Here is a 20,226-nt window from a genome sequence, read left to right on the forward strand (position 1 = left end):
AAATTTAAAAATTTTTACATTAGCTTAGCTGAACGACGTTAAACTGTTTTACGATACAACCTATCCGCCCATATTATAATATCATCATTTCTATAATGTTTATGCTTTTGAATGTCCAAATTTATGCATTTATTTAAAATAGACTGATCCCAGTGTCCCCCTTTTTTCACTACTTCCTCTAACAGATATTTTATGTTATTCTCAATTTCCTTTGCAGATAACTTATTCATATTCGTTAATATTAATGTTGATATAGACCAACTATCCGGACGAGCCATCTCAAGAATATATTTCTGTGAAACTGCTGTCGTTACTTGAACCAAAGCACAAGTTCTCCGTAACCCATTCTCACAAATTGAGTATCTTTTCCCTAATGGAAGCTGAAACACACTCATCTTAATGTTCAGTCCATAATCATCAATCAACTTACGAATAACTTTAAAGAAATCCTCTAAACCAATACCTTCAGACATGGGAACAGCTAGCGAGCTTTCAAACTCAATAGGAGGGACGTCTCCACCTACTGCCGTATCCTCAACACTTACTTCTTTTGCACCGTTTCCTTGATTTTTCCCACCGCGTCCAATTGGAATAATTACCTCTTCACCAGCATTTACTTTTTGACGTTCTTTTCGATCTATAAGAATCTCCGGTTTATTAACAAAACCATAGAAGGTCGGAGGGACATCCAACACATCCTGATATGTATTTTCTTTCGCAAAGTTATTTTCATCTATTATTTCAAAATCTTCCTCATCAGATGTATCAGTTATTCTGGTCTTTTTTGCTCCATTAACACCAATCTGTTTCTTCAATATTGGATGACTATAAACTAATTTTTCTGCGGGTAACTTCAAGTTAGAAATCCCCATTATCTCCTGAACCAAAACTTGATTCCCTTTTCGTATGCAGCGAACCATCATTTCACACGGCTCAAGTAGAGGCAAATCAAACTTTAACGCCATACCAGCACGGAAGATTTTTTTTGGATCTAAACCGACCTTCTTTGATGCTGATCGAAAGAGGTAATTATAGATAGAGTCCCATGAATTTCGGATCTTCTCATTACCATGAACCCAAGCAATATGGAGGGTACTATCTTTGCTTTGTGCAACAGTAACAGGAAGACGTCTATTAAAATCAATGTACATAGTTTCATTTCGCAGTTTTACATTATCGAAAATCAGTTCTAATCCATGGGGTTGTAAAATTAAATAGGCAAGTGTTCGATTTTTGACAAACAAACATCTTGCCCACTCCGTCATAGGGACATAATATTCCACACCCTGAATCTCATATTTCCAGACAAACTGTTTCCCCAGATCTATCTGTTTTTCCAAATACAATAGCTTGCTTGGAATGTCAAACCCTACTACAAGTTGTCCCTTTGAGATATCGCTAACTTGAATCGTTTCTACGATACCTGCTATTGGCCTTGTTACTTCATATACGGCATCCGTATATAATTGCCCCAAACGTAGCGTTGGCCAAATACCAACTGGTTGGTCTACTATTTCAATAGGCTTATTTGATCGGCGAAATGCCACATTTATTCTCCAATCTGCCCTTATACCTGTAAAAAGAGATCCAATCCAGCACAATTCTACTGTTTCACCCGCATCAAATGGCCATTTTCGAAATTTAGCAGCACACACTAGATCACCTCATCAACTACATATAGAACACTTGTTTGTGATATATGTTTTTCAATTTCAAGACCTACGGCTTCAGAATAATTCGAACGCAATCCAGCAGTCTTAATTAATTCCCATTTTTTTAATGGGTATGTTCCCCTTTGTTTTCGTGCAGCCCACTTTAGCCGGCGAATTTGAAACTGCTCAACAGATTCAATGTGTCGCTCTAGCGCAGCCATTGTTTCTGGAAGCTTATCCTTTCTATTTTCGAGAAGACTCAATTTAGCAATTCTCTTCGCAACAGTAGTAAATCTTACTCTTACAGGCTTTTGATCTGTAATCTGAAGCATCTCCTTGCATTTAGCCGCGACAAGACTGCTCAATACTTGATCTCGTTGAAACCAGTTCACGCGATTCGTTGTAGCTTTACATGAACATACCTGTTTCATTGAACTGCCTTGAAATGCTACAACCTTCGATTTCTTCTCATAATTGAATGTTTCTATACTATCAGACCGAGTGTATTTAATAACTGTGCCAACATCCACACCTAACATTCTTGCAGTTTGTCTTAACGACAAGCCTTCTTTGAGATATTGTCTAGCTTTATTTATCCAAATTAGTCCATATTCTCTAACTCTACCAATGTGCATCCGACCCACTGTTGATTGATCTGGACCTCGCCTAGAGTATATGAAACCGCATTCGCAGGCAAAGATCCCAATTGGCCTGCCCGTATCACTGCATCTGGATATTTGTAATGACTGAACAACATTCTTTCCAAAATGATCTGCGGCTCTATTTAAGCAAGGCCATGGTTTATTCCCAAATGGTTGATACTTATTACCGATAGCCTGAATGAAATCGTTCCATGAACCGTACAAAAAGCGAATTAATAGTACATATCGCACCGGACTTATCACTCGTCTTTCTTTTCTAGTCGCAAAATTCAACCAAGACGAATCTTTCGAAATGTCGCTTTCCAATAGCTCCAAAAAGTCTTCTCCGTAGAATGCAATAAATTGTTCATGAAGTTGAGCCTGTCTTATTCTATTGGCAGGAGTAACATAGCCTCTTTCTGCAAGACGAGGCAGAAGAAGCCCCTTGCTTGAATAAAGGCATACTACTTCGTTGGTTGTTAAGACATTAGATATATCTAATGAAAAATTCGCTAATATAGCTATCGTTTTATCCGTTGTGGTTGAAGGAAGACATGGACGTGACTCAAATAAATCTCTTGAAATAGGCAATATTGTTAGCCCGTGACGATCTTCTTTAGGTGATGTAATTACGTGCAATAGGCAGCGATGTTCGGCGCATACAAATACACCAAGAGCTTGATGACTCCGATGCCAGTAAGGCTCACCATAGCGAATAATATCCTCGTCATAACAGATCGGGCAAAAACATAATGCTTCCTTAGCTGCAACAACTCCAGCAGACAAACCAACTAAAGCATGTATGCCAGAACCATTAGAGCTTTTCATCATACCTTTTAATTGATTTGCCCGTTCTTTGGGCATAAAGGGCGCATAAAGTGAAAAAAGGGTATGACTTTCAATCCAGTCCTCTACCTCGATACGAGTGGAGCAAAGTACCTTCTGACAGAATGCACTCAAATGACTAGGCAAGCCCGCATTAAGAACCATGGAGTCCGTTCCAAATAGATTATTTAATGTCCACTTGGGACTAGAATTTCCACTTCTAAGATGGTATCTACCAACTACACTGTAAAGTAATTCATCCGGATAAGGCACAGGGAAAAAGCTCAGCATTGGTTAACTCAAGAACTCCTTTGCATTCTTAATATATTGTGATTTTCGCAATGCCTCGTAGGCTGATAATTTGCGACTTCTGCCTTGAAATATGATTACTCTCAAGTCGTCTGAATCAGTTGGCTCAAGCTTTTTCTTTGTTTCCATCCTGCGAGTTGTATCTGATGAATCTTTCATACACTCATGCTTAATACGTAAAGCAGCCTTTGCCCCTTCTTTCTGAATATCCATCTCGTCTAGAGAGCTTAAATTGTTTGATATTACTTCTTCAGCTGCTTTACTAGCGATTTCTTTTTCGTAACCTACTTCTACAAGCCATGAAGATAGCTGGCGTGTTTCTTGTTCTTTAACGTCATATCCTAACTCTTGTCGAATAACCTCTAACCGATTTGCTTGTCGTTGCTGCTCTTCTATACGATTCAAATAATCATCTATTGAAACACCTGCATATAGATCAGCATATTTCTGTATTTCTCGCTTTTTCCCCGAACGAAGAGCCGCTAGAGCGTCTCTTACTAATGTCAGGCGATCCTTTGCAACGGAACGAATCAGCTCAGTGCTGATTGTCTTCCTTTTCTGATCCAGAGCACGCCATTGGGCCAACATAAATAATTTGATAGCAATATCTGTTATCCCTTGGCTTTCTTCATACATGACATCGACAAACTCATCCGTCAACTCAACCTTCTCATCGGTCCATTGATACTTCCACAATCCCTTCAATAACCAAACCCATTCTTCATCCTTTTTCATATGTTCCCATAAGGAATCTCCCTGTCCACTACCGCGGCGCGCGTTTCTAAACTCACCATTCAGAACTGGCAGGGCTTTATAAGTCCCAACTACAACGACAGGCAATCCAATTGTATTAACCAACTGTACAAAAAAATTCAACATTTGTGGTGCACGATCATCTTTAGCCTCTTCAAGATTTTGAATTTCGTCAATAACTAGTACACCTAGACAATGTACTGCGGCAGCCTGAGCCATGATTGGTAACAGCTCATCCGTGTATTTTGAAGAATTGTGATTATAATATTTAGTCCCTACCAAGCTATCGACAGCCAATAGAAAATTTAAGCAAAGACTCCGTATGGAGCCGTCATGAGGGCAGTCCAACTTTAACCAAACAATTTGGTAGAGTGGAAGTCTATTCCCTTGATATTCATGATGAACAATTACTTGTGGATACATCTTAAGAATTCGCAGAAGAGTACTCGATTTACCGATACCCGAGATTCCTACCATTGCAAAACCGGATGATGTAGGTGTATTTATGGGATAAGCATCCGTCAATCCTTTAACCATTAGGTCATATGTATCCTTACGAGTCCGAAAAGCATAATTAGGAGTTAACGGATTTCTACCGACATAACCATCTCTGATCAGACGCGACAAGCTTTGTTCCAACTCTAAATGTTTGGACAAGGGCTGAAAGAAGTCCCTTGATACCCGTTGGACGCAATGCATACGCAAGTGAACTGGAAGCTCCCGTTCCGAGACCTTATACAGAGGCTTTGATGCAAGATTCTGAATAACTGTCGAGTCGTCCCAAATAGGAGGGAGGGCTTCAAGCAAGGGGTTATTTCTGTATTCTTCAAGAAGTGGATCTTGATAATCGGCTTCAATCGTAATTCCCGTATTTATGTTGAATGTGGGTATTGGAATCTGTTTCATTCATCATCCCCCTCTTCAAGGAGTACTGACTTGATTCTGTCGAGTTTATTTGTTGGCGGAATATATTTATCTTTTGACTCATTTTCTTTTGATCGGTTAGTTAGGAGAATAACTTTTTGAGGCAGCTCTTCTGATGGTACTATTTGTTCTCCAGGACGAAATGCCTCGTTAGAGCGATTTGCTTCTTTTTCTATTTGACGATAAATTTTCGTTTCTTTAACACGTTGTCGTTGGCTCATTCCGCTTTGTTTCACGGCTTCGTCCGTTTTTTTCTCTACTTCATGAATAATTGCTTTTGCTTTAGCATCCAAACGAATTTGGCCCAGCATGGTATCGAACCCACGTTGTCGACCTTCGTGTTTTTCAATCTCTAATAAATCTTCAACTTCTTCAAAACGTTTATTATGATAGCGTTCCTCTCGTTCAAGCAACGTGCATACCTCAAATCGTCGTTCATCATCCAACCACACGTGTATCTGATTTGTCCATCTCGGATCGTAGCTTACCTTAACTCGCCAACTCTTCTTGGCCCTTGCTTTAATGAACCATTGTTCTTTAAGGGCTAGTTCGCAGCTATAAGACATACCTTTAAAAATGATTCCTGAGTCCGTTACAGAAGCACTCCCTTGGGGCATTAAGTTAAGTTGCACAATGCTCTCAGGTTGCCTTTTGAGTCTTCCAGTCCGATTTTTCACACCCCATAACCAAAGTTCTCTGGGAATGGCCGGAACATCATCAACAACCATAAATTCACTTCTTTTGTAACCTTGCATGTGATGATAGTTATTGTGGTGCAATACATGCCCAATAATAATCTGCGTAAATTCTCTCAAAGTCAGTTTCGCATCCAGACGATAATCCCGCTGGCCACGCTCACGTTCTCTTTCTTTCACAGCCCCAGGAATGAAATGTACAGTTCTCGAATTAAGCAATCGGAACTGTTGCTCAACTATGCCTTTCCAGTCCGCTCGATAGGGCGCAGTATTTTCAACGGCGACACCTAAAGCATCAATCAAATTTGTAGGTTGGTATCCCTCAAATTCTCCGCGGTCTGCCGTGATGGTCTGAGGTAAGTGACTGCAAAACCAATCCTCAGGCTCTATATCTATTTCATACTCAGCACAATATTTAACCTTGTCCATCGTAGTATTTGCCAGTGCCATCATCGCACCAATCCAACTTGGCCCTTCTAGACCTATGTACATCCCAGTGATCATTCGGCTAAACACGTCGACAACAAAATATACCACTGGTCTACCAATGATCCATTCCCTACGATATTCGCTTATCAAGTAAACATCAGCAACTGTAGCGTCGATCTGAAAACGAGAGCCCGGTCCAAAAGCTTCATAAGTGGAACTACCCAATAAGGGTCTAAAGCTTGTTTCAAACTTGGTTTTTCCAAAACGCTTGATAATACTTTGTTGCAAATCTATATCTTTCTGATACCAGTATCGAAATTGCGTAAAAGAAGGAAGTTGATCCTCTGGAGGAAGTATTGGAATCTTAGCAATTCCCTCAACCTTATATCCTCTCGTAAAAAATCGAGCCAAAGTATCTCTATACGCTTTTTTCAAGGTTGCCTTTTGACGGTTAAGATAAAATAACTTAATACCAGCGACGAGTAGAGAACGGGTTTCTTCATTTACATTAATGCCAAAATCGCCCTCAATAAATTTACGAGGACGTCCTCTTTTGGCTTCCCCTGAATTCCGCTCTGATCCTGCAGCACCACAGTTTTGATAAAACGGAAGGAGTGTATTTTTCACTTTACCGCCTTGCCAATAACGACGAAGATATCGATAGATCGTACTTTTATGAAGGCTCGTCTGTTTTATACTTTCTTGTATCATAACGCCGCGCAATCTCGAATCATAACAATCAGGTTCATCCTGGACAATGCTTTGAATAGCTTCCCATGCTTTATTCCGTATATCTAGTTGCTTCTGCTCATACTGGTCATCCGTACCAGTAGAAATATTTGTATCCTGCCAGTCAATTACTTTACAGTTTCCTGTTTTCAGCGCCATTATAACTTCATCTAAAGCTTGAATGTCGGGCAAAGCTTTCTCATTTTCGAGTAGAATTGTTATAACTGCGTTTTTTAGAGGATTAGTCCATAAAATACGTTCAATTTTGGGTACATCACTATCATAGGAAGACCATTGTAGTATTGTATTTTCAGATAGTAGTTCCATTTGAAGATTGGCCCCTTCCTTAAGCTAGAGAACGTTTCATAGTGGAAACAATTTGTAAACTTTTAATTGGAAAATGAGGACTTATGAGTTCCGTCATATCTACTAGCCAGTATTTACGAGCAAGCATATATCTAAAAAAAGCAAGGGCTGTCCCTGGTTCTAGCCCCAGAGAGTTATCACATAAAGCCGCAGCTTGATTGATAGGCTCCTCACTTTGCAAATACTTCAACATTAGCTGTTCCAAATTCCCTGTAAGAGTATATCCCAAATTAAAGACATCCTCGTTGTCATACTCTCGATGGAACCAAGAGATATTGCGTACAATATTTTCGGGAATTTCGTTTTCAGTCACAATTGCCCAATCGATGCTTCTTTCCTTCCAGAAACGCCGTTCAATCTCAAGCTTTTCTATGATTCTATCGTTCTCTAATCCATCTTCGGGCTTGATACATCTTGCTATATTCAAATTTTTGATCGAAATTAAAAAATCAGTAGTCATAACAATCGGTTCACCAGTTTTGGGATCAGTAGGATGCTTTACCCCCAGTTTTTCAGCGATGATTAATGTATCATCAAGAGGGAGTAAAGGATATTGTTCGCGAATATCAGTCACGGAATCAGAAAAGTCCAAAAGATAAAAGTAATCGCGTTCAAGATTTGACATTAAGTGATGGTAACGATTGCTTGTCCATCCTTTAATACGAGTGGCAAGACCTTCAGAGGGGACATCTTGAATTGTAAGCCAAGGCTTATAATGAGATCCTTCACCTTGGCCTCTTCCTTCTTTTATCCATTTTTGAATTTTCTTTATGGTTATATCACGATTCCTTTTTGCCACAGTTACACCACTTTTCTTTTTACAGGAGATAATGGCTCTTTAACTTCCTTAATCTTCGATGGTTAGCACAATACTTCCGCTGATTTCGCTTTAACTTCTTCAATCTATCTAACTCCAAAAAATACAGATACTTTTGTTCTTCTGGTATGATCTGATGTTGGACTCTATTACAAACTATGAATTCATCATTTTGAAAAATATAGATACGAGACTTATCCATTGTTCTGAAACACACTTGAACTGACCATCCACCATTATGTACTGCTTTTGAAAACCATTGTTCCTGAATTGCTTCAGGGCAAGAATAGTGAGTTGCTTGATACATGATGCCGTGCTCAGTTACTACTGCAAATCTAGTAAACTCCGAAATAGTCATATGGATCACCTCTTAATAGATTTGGTAATCATTATTAACCTTTTCGGATATTTTATTCTTATATATGATAATTAATTCGGATATCCGATATTATTCTTTTTCGCTTTTATTTTAGCTATTTGAAGAAATTCATCTTTTTCCATATCGGGCAAAGAACGAAGTAATTGTATTAATGTACTCTCTTGCTCAGAGACCTTTACTCCAAACAATTCGTTATTTGATACAGAATCCAACTCTTCATCTATTAACCAATTCAGGTCGCATTTAAAGGCCATTTTAAGGGCAAGTATGGTTTCGCAAGAGGGATAACCATTTCCACGCTCAATATCGCTTAGCGTGCCTTGTGAAACGCCAATACTGTCAGCGAATTCCTTTTGATTCATTTGATTGCTTTTGCGAATATATCTGATTTTTTCCCCTAACTTCATCTATAGCCCCTCCTAAATACAAAGAACCCCGAAATTATGAAAACATAATTTCGGGGTTCAGATGCATGATGTAGTCTTGAAGTTCTTGTTGGATGAATTGCCCGAGCAGAGTCAGTCTAATACTTTATTATTCCAGTCTACAACTTTATTATCACAGTCTAATACTTTATTATTCAGTCTAAAACATTATTATTTGCGAACACTTGTTTGATATAAACGTAGAAGGTTTACTCCACTGTCACACTCTTCGCCAAATTCCGCGGCTTATCAACATCATTCCCACGCGCCAAGGACGCATAGTAGGAAAGCAATTGAAGCGGAATAACCGACAATGCCGGAGAAAGAACATCCAGTGTTTTCGGAATCACAAACGTGCTGTCTACTGATTTCAACAGCTCATGCTCGCCTTCAACAGCGATCCCAAGCACGTTCGCGCCGCGCGCTTTTACTTCTTTAATATTGCTAACTGTTTTCTCCAACAGTTCAAGCTGTGTACCTAGCGCAATGACAGGAACACCATCCTCGATCAACGCTAGCGTACCGTGTTTCAACTCACCTGCCGCATAAGCTTCAGAGTGAATATAAGAGATTTCTTTCAGCTTCAAAGAGCCTTCTAACGCTACCGCATAGTCCAAACCTCTACCAATGAAGAAGAGGTTATCATGTTTCGCCATCTCTTCTGCTACTGCTTTCAGATCTTCCGCTTGAGCAAGAATTTCTTCAACTTGTTCAGGCAACTGTTTCAAAGCTGTAATCATCTCAGCAATTTCCGACTCCGTTTGTGTACCAATGGTTTGTGCCAAATGGATTCCAAGCAGATAGAAAGCAATCAACTGGGATGTGTAAGCTTTTGTAGATGCTACAGCAATCTCTGGCCCGGCCCAGGTTGTGATAATATCGTCAGCTTCACGAGCAACCGAACTGCCGACTACGTTCGTAATCGCCATTACGTGCGCACCACAACGCTTCGCTTCACGAAGTGCGGCTAGCGTATCCGCTGTTTCACCGGATTGGCTAACTACAATCACAAGCGTATCCTTCGTGATAATTGGGGAACGATAACGGTACTCGGACGCAACATCCGTTTCAACCGGAATTCGCGCCATTTTCTCAATCACATATTTCCCAACCATCCCTGCATGATATGCAGTTCCACAGGCCACAATGTGCACTCTGTTGATGTTGCGGATTGCTTCCGCAGTGATCGACAGCTCATTTAACGTTACTTTACGGCCATCCGTCGCAATACGGCTTCCCATTGTGTCGCGATAAGCTTTAGGCTGATCGTAGATTTCTTTCAACATAAAGTGATCGAATCCGGCTTTTTCCGCCGTAACAATATCCCAATCGACATGAAACATTTCCCTGGAAATAAAATTCCCTTCCAAAGTCATTAATTCGACACCATCTCGCGTCAACAGCGCCATTTCGCCATCATTTAGAATAAACACATTACGTGTATATTCGAGGATAGCCGGGATATCAGAGCCAATGAAGTTCTCGCCTTCACCGATACCGATAATCAAAGGACTTGCTTGACGAACGGCAACTAGACGATCCGGTTCATACTCTGTTAAGACACCCAATGCAAATGCGCCTGTCATTTGTTTCACGGCTTTTTGAACGGCTTTAAGGATATCTCCTTCGTATAGATCAGCAATGAGGTGTGAGATCACTTCTGTATCTGTTTCGGAGACGAACTGGTGGCCCTTTGCAGTTAGCTCTTCTTTCAGAGCAATGTAATTTTCAATGATCCCGTTATGCACAACGGAGAACTTCAACGAATTATCCGTATGAGGATGCGAATTCACATCAGACGGCTTACCGTGCGTCGCCCAACGGGTATGTCCGATCCCAACGCTTCCGTTCAGAGGGGTTTCCTCAAGCTTGGATTCAAGATTCGCGATGCGGCCTTTTGCCTTCTTAATTTCCAGACCATTAGCTGTATACACGGCTACACCCGCAGAGTCATAGCCCCGGTATTCAAGCTTTTTCAGTCCTTCCAGCAAAATTTCCTGAGAATTACGCTTTCCAATATAACCAACGATTCCGCACATAGTGTAGTACCTCCATAGTTTTATGAGCCTATTCAACAAGGCTATTTTTCAAAGATCCAAATCCATCTATTTAACGATTACCTATAAGTTCGCATGAAAAAGAAACGGACGTTGGATACTTGTCAGCCCGGTCACCCAAGCGTTTTTGCTCTCCAACTTAACGGCATTCCTGATGCCGGAAGGTCCCCGCCGAATGTTTCGAACACCTTCACCTCGTCAACTCACCTGCGTAGTAGTAGCTTATACTACATTCCCGTTCCGCCTGCGAGTTCTGGCGCTATTTGTAAATGATTAACCTCTACCCTGCCTTTCCTTCTTGAGTAAATACATCATATTCATTTTTCAGTCATCGTGCAACTTATTTTTTCTATCAAAATCCCCCTATTCGCCCAGAAAAGCACACATTAATGCTAAAAAGCGCGAAAGGGGAACTTCAATAAACGTCAACTCAGCAAATTGTTAGACCAATTGCTCTTGGATAACCTTCGCAATATCATGCACATAAGCCTCAACTTGCTCTTTATCCGGTCCTTCCGCCATAACGCGGATTAAAGACTCCGTTCCCGAAGGACGCACGAGAACCCGCCCGTTATCCCCAAGCTCAGCTTCCACCTTGCGAATAGCTTCTTCAACGACCGTATTATTTTTCAGCTTACTCTTGTCTGCTACACGAACATTAACGAGCAGCTGCGGGAATTTACGCATAATTCCTTTTAGCTCACTCAATTTATGGCCTGAAGCAACAATCGTGTTCACCAACTGTAAAGCTGTTAGAATGCCATCTCCCGTCGGGATGTAATCCAGGAAAATAACATGCCCGGATTGCTCTCCGCCCAGGTTATAGCCGCCTTTACGCATCTCTTCCATCACGTAGCGGTCGCCTACTGCTGTTTGCAGGGCTTTAAGACCCGCTTTTTCAATCCCTTTGAAAAAGCCGATATTCGCCATCACCGTCGTCACAATCGTGCCGTGGTTGAGCTTGCCTGCGCGGTTCAACGCATCTCCCAGAATGCTTAAGATGAAGTCGCCGTCGACTTCCTCGCCCTTCTCATCAATCGCGATCAAACGATCCGCGTCCCCGTCAAAAGCAAGACCGATGGCTGCGCCATGTTTCACCACTTCTTCGCGAAGCTTCTCAGGATGCGTGGAGCCGCAATGTTCGTTGATATTGCGGCCGTTCGGCTCAGCGCCGATGGTGATGACTTCCGCTCCCAACTCGCGGAAGATCGCAGGAGCCAGCTCGAAGGCTGAGCCGTTCGCGCAGTCAAGAACAACCTTGTATCCGGTGAAAGACTCGGATACCGTCTCTTTCAAGAACGCCAGATAGGCTAGCTTCGCATCCGGGGCATCTGAAACCGTACCGATTTCGCCGCCAACCGGGCGAGGCAACTCGTCTACAGCTGCGTCAAGCAGCTGTTCAATCTCAAGCTCCGTCTCGTCCAGAAGTTTGAAGCCGTCGCCCCCAAAAAACTTGATTCCATTATCCGCAACCGGATTATGGGATGCGGAGATCATAACGCCTGCATCCGCTCCGAGCTTTTTCGTTAAATAAGCCACCGCTGGTGTGCTTACAACACCAATGCGAATAACCTCAACACCAATAGATAGCAACCCTGCTACCAGGGATGCTTCCAGCATAGGACCCGAAATGCGTGTATCTCTCCCGATCACGACTTTCGGATGCTTAGCCTGTCTTGTTAATACATACCCGCCGCAGCGGCCAACCTTATAAGCTAATTCTGGTGTCAACTCGCCATTGGCGACGCCGCGCACACCATCTGTACCAAAATATTTCCCCATGTCTCTATCTCCTCTTGTTCATCCCATTATGGATTTGCTGCTTTTGGTGATGCACTTGGTGATGCACTAGGTGCTCCATTTGCTGTTGTATTTGCTGCTGCTTTCTCGCTGATTTCTACTGTTGCTTTCACATCTTGCGGTGATCCAAGCTTGACATACGTTGGAAGGTTCAGAGTAACCTTCAGTTCGTGCTTCCCTGGCGGTAAATTACTTACATCCAGAATAGCTTGAACGTCCTGCACCTTTAATTGATCGATAATGGTAGGAGCTCCTTCAACCGTTATGTTCAGCTGCGCCGATTCCGGCGTCGTCACCTTCGTTACATAGTTTTCATTTGCACCGATGATCGTAATCGGGACATTCTCCAAAGCTCTGGTAATAGAAGGAACAATCTCTACTTTCACAGTCACTTTGGCGGGATCCAGTTGTGTTACTTTATTCCTCAAAGGAATGTCCAGTGAATATTCTTTTGTTTCCTTCTGATCTTGAATATTCAGCTGCGGACCCTGATAAAATTCCATCCGATCCACAACATCCTGAGTGCCATAGACCGTAACTTTGTCTGGACTTTGCGTCACCATCGAAATAGCAAATCCTTTCGGCGGCTCTCCGCTTATCTTCAATTGCAGAGGTATCGTCTGGAACGGACTTGTTATCGGCACCTCAACATCCACGACGGGCGGATTCATATTCACAGTGACTTCTTTGCCTTCCTTATCAAAAGCTTGCAGCTTCACTTGCTTTGTTACGGCAGACTGCGCCTTATCCACAGAAACCTCGCCGCGCACATTCTCGATTTGCTCAAGCTTGCTTGTTTGCGCAGTAATGTACACCTTGTTAGGCTTCACAATCGGTTGGCCGGCTTTCAGCCCTGCTGATGGCGTGCCCTTGACGTTAATAACGACAGGCACTTCTTTCATTTGCAGCTCTTCAATGATTACGTGGACCGTTTTAGGAATGATTTGCACTTCGACATCGGTTGGAAACCCTACCGGCTTCAGCGCAAGCTGATGATCCCCTTTGCCTACTTGGGTTAAATCAAGCTCAATTTGATACGTATTGCTAGCTGTTACTTTCTTAACGGCAGACTCTTTGCCGCTCAGGATGATCTGCACATTCGCTGGCGACATCGACGAGATATGATAATGAGTTTCATCATATTTCGTTGTGATGGCCACATTATTTATCGTTTCATCCCGTTGCCTCAGAGGTGAACTTCCCGATATATTCGTCTCCTCCATATGCACGACAACCCATAACAAAATACTAATTACAAGCGCAACGATGCGCACCACATTCGTATTACGCAACCATTTATCCATTCGAACGCCCCCTCCATTTCAAGAAAGGGTTCTTCTCATTTGTTTTTGCCTTCGGCTTAAGTTCTTCGAACAGTTTCGCGATCAGGGATTCCTCTTTAATATCCCGGACAATGTGACCGTTCATCGTCAAAGAGATCTGGCCGGTCTCCTCGGATACAATGATACACATCGCATCTGAGACCTCACTCATCCCAATAGCGGCTCGATGCCTCGTGCCAAGCTCCTTGGAGATGAATGGATTTTCAGACAACGGCAAGTAGCAGCCCGCGGCCATTAATTGCCCTTGACGAATAATAACCGCTCCATCATGCAACGGCGTATTCGGAATAAAAATATTGATCAACAGCTCTGCGCTGATTTTACTCTCTATGGCAATACCGGACTCCACGTAATCCGTCAAACCGGTTTCTTTCTCGAACACAATCAAGGCCCCTATCTTTCTTTTGGCCAAATAATTCGCAGCCCGTATGACTTCACTGATTCGCTTGTTGACGTCCTGATCCTCTTCGCTTGAGGAGCGGCTAAACAGCTTGCCGCGGCCTAATTGTTCCAAGGCTCGTCTAAGCTCGGGCTGAAAAATAATAATAACGCCCAATACCCCGAACGTAAAGGTTTGATTCATCATCCACTGGAGCGTACTGAGTTTAAACCAAATACTAAATACCCATGTAATGACGACAACAAGAATACCTTTCATGAGCTGAATGGCTCTTGTCCCACGAACTAACAGGATTAATTTATAAATCACATAGCTAACGATCAGAATATCAACGATATCCTTAGCCGAGATGCTCGTGAGTAAGTCCATTTATTATTCTCCCCCAGGCGACTGAACACAGTGATCTCTCTATACCTAGAATCATAACATAATCCTAAGTATACTTCTATTTTTCTCTCTTTATCTGAGTGTTTCCCAGTTGATTTGGTTCAATGTACCTAAAAAAAAACGCCCCCTTCGGCTCAAAGCCAACGGCAGACGTTTCAAGCTAATTCGAGAGCATCCCTACGAACTCGCCTAATTTATACCAAACCCAACCAATTGCTTCATTCACCTGTGTCACTTGACCCGAAATATGTGCGGTTGACGCCAAATTCAGTGTGCCATCGATAACGGTTAAATTACCTGTTACATCGCCTTCCACCTTCAGCGTTCCCCGTTGTACAACGAGATCTCCTTGCACGGTATGACCCTGCGGTACAATGACAGTATCCCCTTGGATGACTACATCCTGCAGGTTGCTTCCTTTGACCATCAAGTTCGTATCGTCATTCCACATGGACATGAAGCTGCCGAACATGACGGCCCCGAAAACGACAGCCACCGAACCAGCAGGATGCCTGCGAATGAAGTCCATCCAGCCGCTTCTTTGCTTCATTGGAGGCAATGCGCTCATAATCTGATCTGTCAGCGTATCAGAAGCTCTTAGTGGTGGCAGCATTCTAACTAGCGCATCTGTTTTCTCTAATTGTTTGAATAACGCATGACAGGCTTGACAAGCAATCAGATGTTCTTTTAACAGCCGAGAATCCGATCCTTGCAAATCACCGTCTAGATATTCATGTATGAGCGGGAGGGCTTCTTTGCAGTTCACCGGGCAGCCACCCCTTTCTTAGACTTTTGCATGTTGTGATATACCATACGTTTCGAATTTAAATATGTTTCACCTTGGAACAGGATTTGTATTGGCATCTTGTTCCTCCTGTTCTAACCGTTTGCGCAAGTACTCTCGTCCCCGGTGTACTCGTGTTTTGATCGTCGTTACGGGCATATCCAGCACCTCAGAGATCTCCTGAAGGGACATATCCTGCAAATAGCGCAAAATAACGATTGATTTATATTTTTCCGGTAAAGTTTCAATCGCTTTACGAATCTGTTCCTGCGTCTCGGACACGATGATTTGTTTCTCAGGCGTGTCTTCATGACTTGGCAGCATCGCATAATAGTCATTGCCTTCTCCGTCCGGCATTTCCGCGTCTAAGGAATACGTATTCTTTCTTCTACGCAATTTATCGATACACAGATTCGTTCCAATTCGAAAAATCCAAGTTGAAAACTTCTGATTCTCATCATATCGGTGCAAATTCGTATATACCCGCAAGAACGTTTCCTGCACCGCATCCTCGGCCTCTTGTTTGTTATTCAGCATACGGTAAGCCAAGTGAAAGATCTTATCCTTATAGAGCTCTACAAGCTCAGCAAAAGCATTTCGATCCCCATTTCTGGCTAGTTTAGCCAGACGTGCTTCAACAAAATTCAATTCGTTTTCCTCCGGCTTCTTAGGCAATTCGACTCTTTTCTAATACATACGCAAAAATAACGTTTTGATTTCAGAAATTAAGATTCCAACCAAAACTAACCCGTTCCTATCCATTATAACCCATTTACCGGCTGCGCAATAATGGAAAACGTAGCGATAATCGCTACAGGAAACTCAACCGAACCTAACATCCCCGCATGGGTGCTGCCGATTCGAGGAAAACAGATCTTGTATAGAACAAGAAAAGTCGAGCTGCACTCGATATACGAGGCCCCCCGACTTTATCATCCTGTTTATACGCTTATGCACTCTATAGTATCAGCCTGTGTTTCTCAGCCCAGCTGCAATGCCGTTAATTGTAAGCAGCACTTCACGCAGCAGAATTGCATCGTCTTCATTATTTTCACGCAGGGCACGAAGCTCTGTAAGCAGTTCAACCTGCATATAGCTCAGTGGATCAACGTAAGGGTTACGAAGGCGAATTGACTCTTGAATAACAGGAACATTATCCAAAATCTCTTGCTGCCCTGTAATTTGCAAAATGATCGATGAAGTTAATTCATATTCTTCCCTAATGAGGTTGAATATACGCTCTGCAATCGCCGATTCCTTCACTAAATTCCCGTATTCTTTCGCAATTTGCAGATCCGCTTTGGCAAGCGCCATTTGCAGATTATCAATCATGGTACGGAAGAATGACCAATCTTCATACATTTCTTTTAAAGTCTCTAGATTCGCTGCATTTCCTTGATAAAAGCTTTGCAGACCCGTGCCTGCCGCATACCATGCAGGAAGCAAATAACGAGTTTGCGTCCAGGAGAATACCCAAGGAATCGCACGCAAATCTTCGAATCTGTCGCTATTTTTACGCTTGGATGGACGTGAACCGATATTCAGCTCGCCAATCTCAGGCAGCGGTGTCGATTCTTTGAAGAACGTTAAGAAGTCTTCGTCCCGGAAAATGAGATCCTGATATTTCGTCTGTGCTTGCTCCGAAATACCTCGCATAATCGTCTCCCATTTGTCTTCTTGCGGAAGTCTTTGTGGGGAAAGCGATAGTTTGGACGCTGTAATTAATGCAAAAGTCGCCTGCTCTAAGCTGCGATAAGCAATCCCTTGCAAGGAATAACGAGAAGATAAAACTTCCCCTTGCTCTGTGATCTTAATACCGCCGCCAAGCGTTTCTACCGGTTGTGCAAGGATACTGCGGTTAAGCGGCATTCCGCCGCGCCCCAGTGCGCCACCACGGCCATGGAAGAACTTCAGCTTCACGCCGAACTTTTTCGCAGCTTCCGTGATATCCTGAAGCGCCATACGAAGCTCCCAGTTTGCTGTGATTACTCCGCCGTCTTTATTACTGTCCGAGTACCCAAGCATGATTTCGTGAAGTTGAGTTTCCGGATCAAGGCTGTCACGGTAAGCTGGAATTGCTAACAGTGTGCTCATAATACCAGGTGCCGCATGCAAGTCGTCAATCGTTTCAAATAAAGGTACTGACTGAAGCGTGCTTGTTACGCTGCCATCGTTCTCTTTGCGGTATAGGCCTGCTTCCTTCGCAAACACTACAACTTCCAGAAGATCACTAGCACCCTGTGTCATACTAATTAGGTAGCTATTGATACAATTGCGTCCAAACTCCTTCTGAGCCTCGCCTACCGTACGGTAAACGTCTAAACACTCCTTCGTACCTTCGGAGTAATCCAGGTAAGTTGAAGTGATCGGTCTCGGATCATTCAGAACATCTGTAAGAAGCGAGATTTTCTCTTCTTCAGAAAGCTTACTGTAGTCACTCGTAATACCCATTTTCGCTAAAATCTCTGTCATAGCTGATTCATGCTCTTTACTGTGCTGTCTGATATCAAGAGCAGCTAAGTGGAAGCCGAACAGTTCAACTTGACGGATTAGCTTTTTAATATATTTGTCAGCAACGTAATCTGCAAAATGCGATCTTAAGCTAGCATCAATAATTTGCAAATCACTAATAAATTCGTCGGGGCTGTTATATTTCTGGCTTGTTGGCACATTAGGATTGCCTGTGTTATGCACTTTTTCGATCATATATGTTGTTTTGATGCGGTAAGGCTCTTTCTCATTGCGCCATACATCCTGCACATTGCCAAGAGCTACACGGTCGCACTGAATGGACTCCAGTAAGGCATCGCTAACCGTCACAATATTTTTGCTGAAGCTCATATGCTCTAGAGTGTCCTTAAGGACCTCTTCATACTTTTGCAAAGCCAGCTGACGGTGCAGTCCAAGCGTTTCCCATGTTACATTCGCTCTCACAGACGGATTACCATCACGGTCTCCACCGATCCATGAACCGAACTTCAAGAAAGATGGCACGTGCCAAGTATCCTGCGGGTAATATTTATTTAAGCAGCGCTCAAGCTCGTGGTAAACCTCAGGCAGCACATCGAACAAAGTTTCGTCAAAATAGTACAACCCATTACGAACCTCATCGATGACCGTCGGTTTGCGATCACGCAGCTCGTCCGTTTGCCAAAGATTTAGAACTTCTCCAAGCAGCTTCTCACGCAGCTGTTCGCGCTCACGTGAAGTTAGCATTGGATTATCCAACTTCATCATATCATCCGAAATACGCAGATTTATATCAAGTACGGCTCTGCGCATTGCTTCCGTTGGATGAGCAGTCATGACAAGTTCTAAAGAGATAGATTTAAGAATTTCTTGTACTTCTTCAAAAGGGATGTGATTGTTTCTTAGTTCCTGAACAATGCTCTCTATGGAACCAGGCTGCACGGACTCACCGGAGGAACGCTCGTAGTCTCTTTTACGACGAATCCGATGATTTTGCTCAGCAATGTTAACCAGCTGAAAGTAAATAGCGAATGCTCGGATCACTTGATGCCGAATTTCCGGATCAAGCGAAGAAATCGTTTCTTTGAATTCATCATAGATTTCAATGACATAGTGTGCTCTTAAAGACTTACTCATCTCACGAATTTTCTCGACAACATCGAGGAGATCATTGCCGCCCTGATGTACCAGAACTTCACCTAGTATGTGCCCCAAGAAGCGTACGTCCCTGCGAAGCAGATTATTCGTTCCTTGCTTTTGTAGGCCGATTACATTCTCTAACATAACTCTCCACCTCATCTATTCACTATGTTGCATTAATGCTTCTCTCTATAAAAGCTTGACGTTACAAAAACTCATTTCAGAATATTTTACCACAATCCGCTCTTTGCACATAGTAGTAAAATAAAAAAAGCCCTAATTAGGCTGTGGTAATTATTGTATGTCACAATAAAGGGATTTCTCCTCCCTTCTCACAAACAAAACAAAAACCACTCGATGGTGACTCTTTCTTATACCTATGGTTCTCTATAAGCATGCTTTTTCAGAAGGGCCCAAGCCATGCATTGTGTTAACGGAACTACAGGCCTCTATCTAGCTGCAAAACGGTGCATTCATCTCTCGTAGGGAAGTACCGTTCGCTATTATGCTGTTTTCAGCTAAAATACTTGCCTTCGGCAGCAAATAAAGCCCTGTAGTTCCCCCTATCGGGGAATTAGGCTGATTTGCTCGAATTAGCGGACTTCAGTTCCCTTACTCTTCCCATACCCGCATTAAGTACTTAATCAATCATGCTTTTCCTTACGGTCACAAAAGAAAAAACCGCCCGAAGGTGACTCATTCTTTTTGTAAAACCGGAGATGGGAATACTCCAAATCCACCTTGAATATGCTTGCTTCGGAAGCAAAATAGCGGCAGACTTGGACGCTCGTCCTACTCAGGATTATCTCAAGAAGTCTTCATGGACGGTCGACCCTTTTGCGGCTCCTCTTCCCTTACCCGAGTAAAACAAAAAGACCACCCTAAGGTGATCTCTTGTTTTG

General features: G+C 42.7%; 14 protein-coding genes. All 14 read right to left on the reverse strand.

Annotated features, from left to right (window positions below; genetic code table 11):
• Positions 1-38 precede the first annotated feature (38 nt).
• The 14 genes from PCH02S_RS24290 to ppc all read right to left on the reverse strand — a co-directional run bounded on the left by PCH02S_RS24290 (position 39) and on the right by ppc (position 19,468).
• Positions 39-1,655: a Tn7-like element transposition protein TnsE gene (locus tag PCH02S_RS24290; RefSeq protein ID WP_127456688.1), complete on the reverse strand. Its 1,617-nt coding sequence runs from the start codon at positions 1,653-1,655 to the stop codon at positions 39-41.
• On the reverse strand, positions 1,655-3,409 hold the full coding sequence (locus PCH02S_RS24295) for a TnsD family Tn7-like transposition protein (RefSeq protein ID WP_127456689.1): 1,755 nt from the start codon (positions 3,407-3,409) through the stop codon (positions 1,655-1,657). Before PCH02S_RS24295 ends, PCH02S_RS24290 begins: the two co-directional genes overlap by 1 nt.
• A gap of 3 nt (positions 3,410-3,412) precedes the next feature.
• Positions 3,413-5,086: an ATP-binding protein gene (locus tag PCH02S_RS24300; RefSeq protein WP_127456690.1), complete on the reverse strand. Its 1,674-nt coding sequence runs from the start codon at positions 5,084-5,086 to the stop codon at positions 3,413-3,415.
• On the reverse strand, positions 5,083-7,284 hold the full coding sequence (locus PCH02S_RS24305; protein ID WP_127456691.1) for a Mu transposase C-terminal domain-containing protein: 2,202 nt from the start codon (positions 7,282-7,284) through the stop codon (positions 5,083-5,085). The genes PCH02S_RS24300 and PCH02S_RS24305 overlap by 4 nt, the downstream gene beginning before the upstream one ends.
• A gap of 19 nt (positions 7,285-7,303) precedes the next feature.
• A complete protein-coding gene (locus PCH02S_RS24310) occupies positions 7,304-8,122 on the reverse strand; it encodes a TnsA endonuclease N-terminal domain-containing protein (RefSeq protein ID WP_127456692.1) in 819 nt (272 codons plus the stop codon).
• 19 nt (positions 8,123-8,141) lie between these two features.
• Positions 8,142-8,498, reverse strand: a complete 357-nt coding sequence (locus tag PCH02S_RS35870; RefSeq protein ID WP_164819721.1) for a Mu transposase C-terminal domain-containing protein — start codon at positions 8,496-8,498, stop codon at positions 8,142-8,144.
• A 71-nt stretch (positions 8,499-8,569) separates the two neighbouring features.
• A complete protein-coding gene (locus tag PCH02S_RS24315) occupies positions 8,570-8,926 on the reverse strand; it encodes a helix-turn-helix domain-containing protein (RefSeq protein WP_127456693.1) in 357 nt (118 codons plus the stop codon).
• Between the two features lie 227 nt (positions 8,927-9,153).
• Positions 9,154-10,983: a glutamine--fructose-6-phosphate transaminase (isomerizing) gene (glmS, locus tag PCH02S_RS24320; protein ID WP_127456694.1), complete on the reverse strand. Its 1,830-nt coding sequence runs from the start codon at positions 10,981-10,983 to the stop codon at positions 9,154-9,156.
• A gap of 459 nt (positions 10,984-11,442) precedes the next feature.
• A complete protein-coding gene (gene glmM / locus PCH02S_RS24325) occupies positions 11,443-12,783 on the reverse strand; it encodes a phosphoglucosamine mutase (RefSeq protein ID WP_127456695.1) in 1,341 nt (446 codons plus the stop codon).
• A gap of 26 nt (positions 12,784-12,809) precedes the next feature.
• Positions 12,810-14,105 carry a CdaR family protein gene (locus tag PCH02S_RS24330; RefSeq protein WP_127456696.1) on the reverse strand — a complete coding sequence of 432 codons (1,296 nt, stop codon included), beginning with the start codon at positions 14,103-14,105 and terminating at the stop codon, positions 12,810-12,812.
• Positions 14,098-14,913, reverse strand: a complete 816-nt coding sequence (cdaA, locus tag PCH02S_RS24335) for a diadenylate cyclase CdaA (protein ID WP_127456697.1) — start codon at positions 14,911-14,913, stop codon at positions 14,098-14,100. The genes PCH02S_RS24330 and cdaA overlap by 8 nt, the downstream gene beginning before the upstream one ends.
• A gap of 178 nt (positions 14,914-15,091) precedes the next feature.
• The gene (locus PCH02S_RS24340; RefSeq protein WP_127456698.1) at positions 15,092-15,697 is read right to left on the reverse strand and encodes a zf-HC2 domain-containing protein; all 606 of its coding nucleotides are present in this window, start codon (positions 15,695-15,697) and stop codon (positions 15,092-15,094) included.
• A gap of 69 nt (positions 15,698-15,766) precedes the next feature.
• On the reverse strand, positions 15,767-16,363 hold the full coding sequence (gene sigW / locus PCH02S_RS24345; RefSeq protein ID WP_127456699.1) for an RNA polymerase sigma factor SigW: 597 nt from the start codon (positions 16,361-16,363) through the stop codon (positions 15,767-15,769).
• 318 nt (positions 16,364-16,681) lie between these two features.
• Positions 16,682-19,468: a phosphoenolpyruvate carboxylase gene (gene ppc, locus PCH02S_RS24350; RefSeq protein WP_127456700.1), complete on the reverse strand. Its 2,787-nt coding sequence runs from the start codon at positions 19,466-19,468 to the stop codon at positions 16,682-16,684.
• Positions 19,469-20,226: the final 758 nt, after the last annotated feature.

The sequence above is a fragment of the Paenibacillus chondroitinus NBRC 15376 genome (assembly GCF_004000765.1).
In the GTDB taxonomy this organism is placed as follows: Bacteria; Bacillota; Bacilli; order Paenibacillales; family NBRC-103111; genus Paenibacillus_E; species Paenibacillus_E chondroitinus.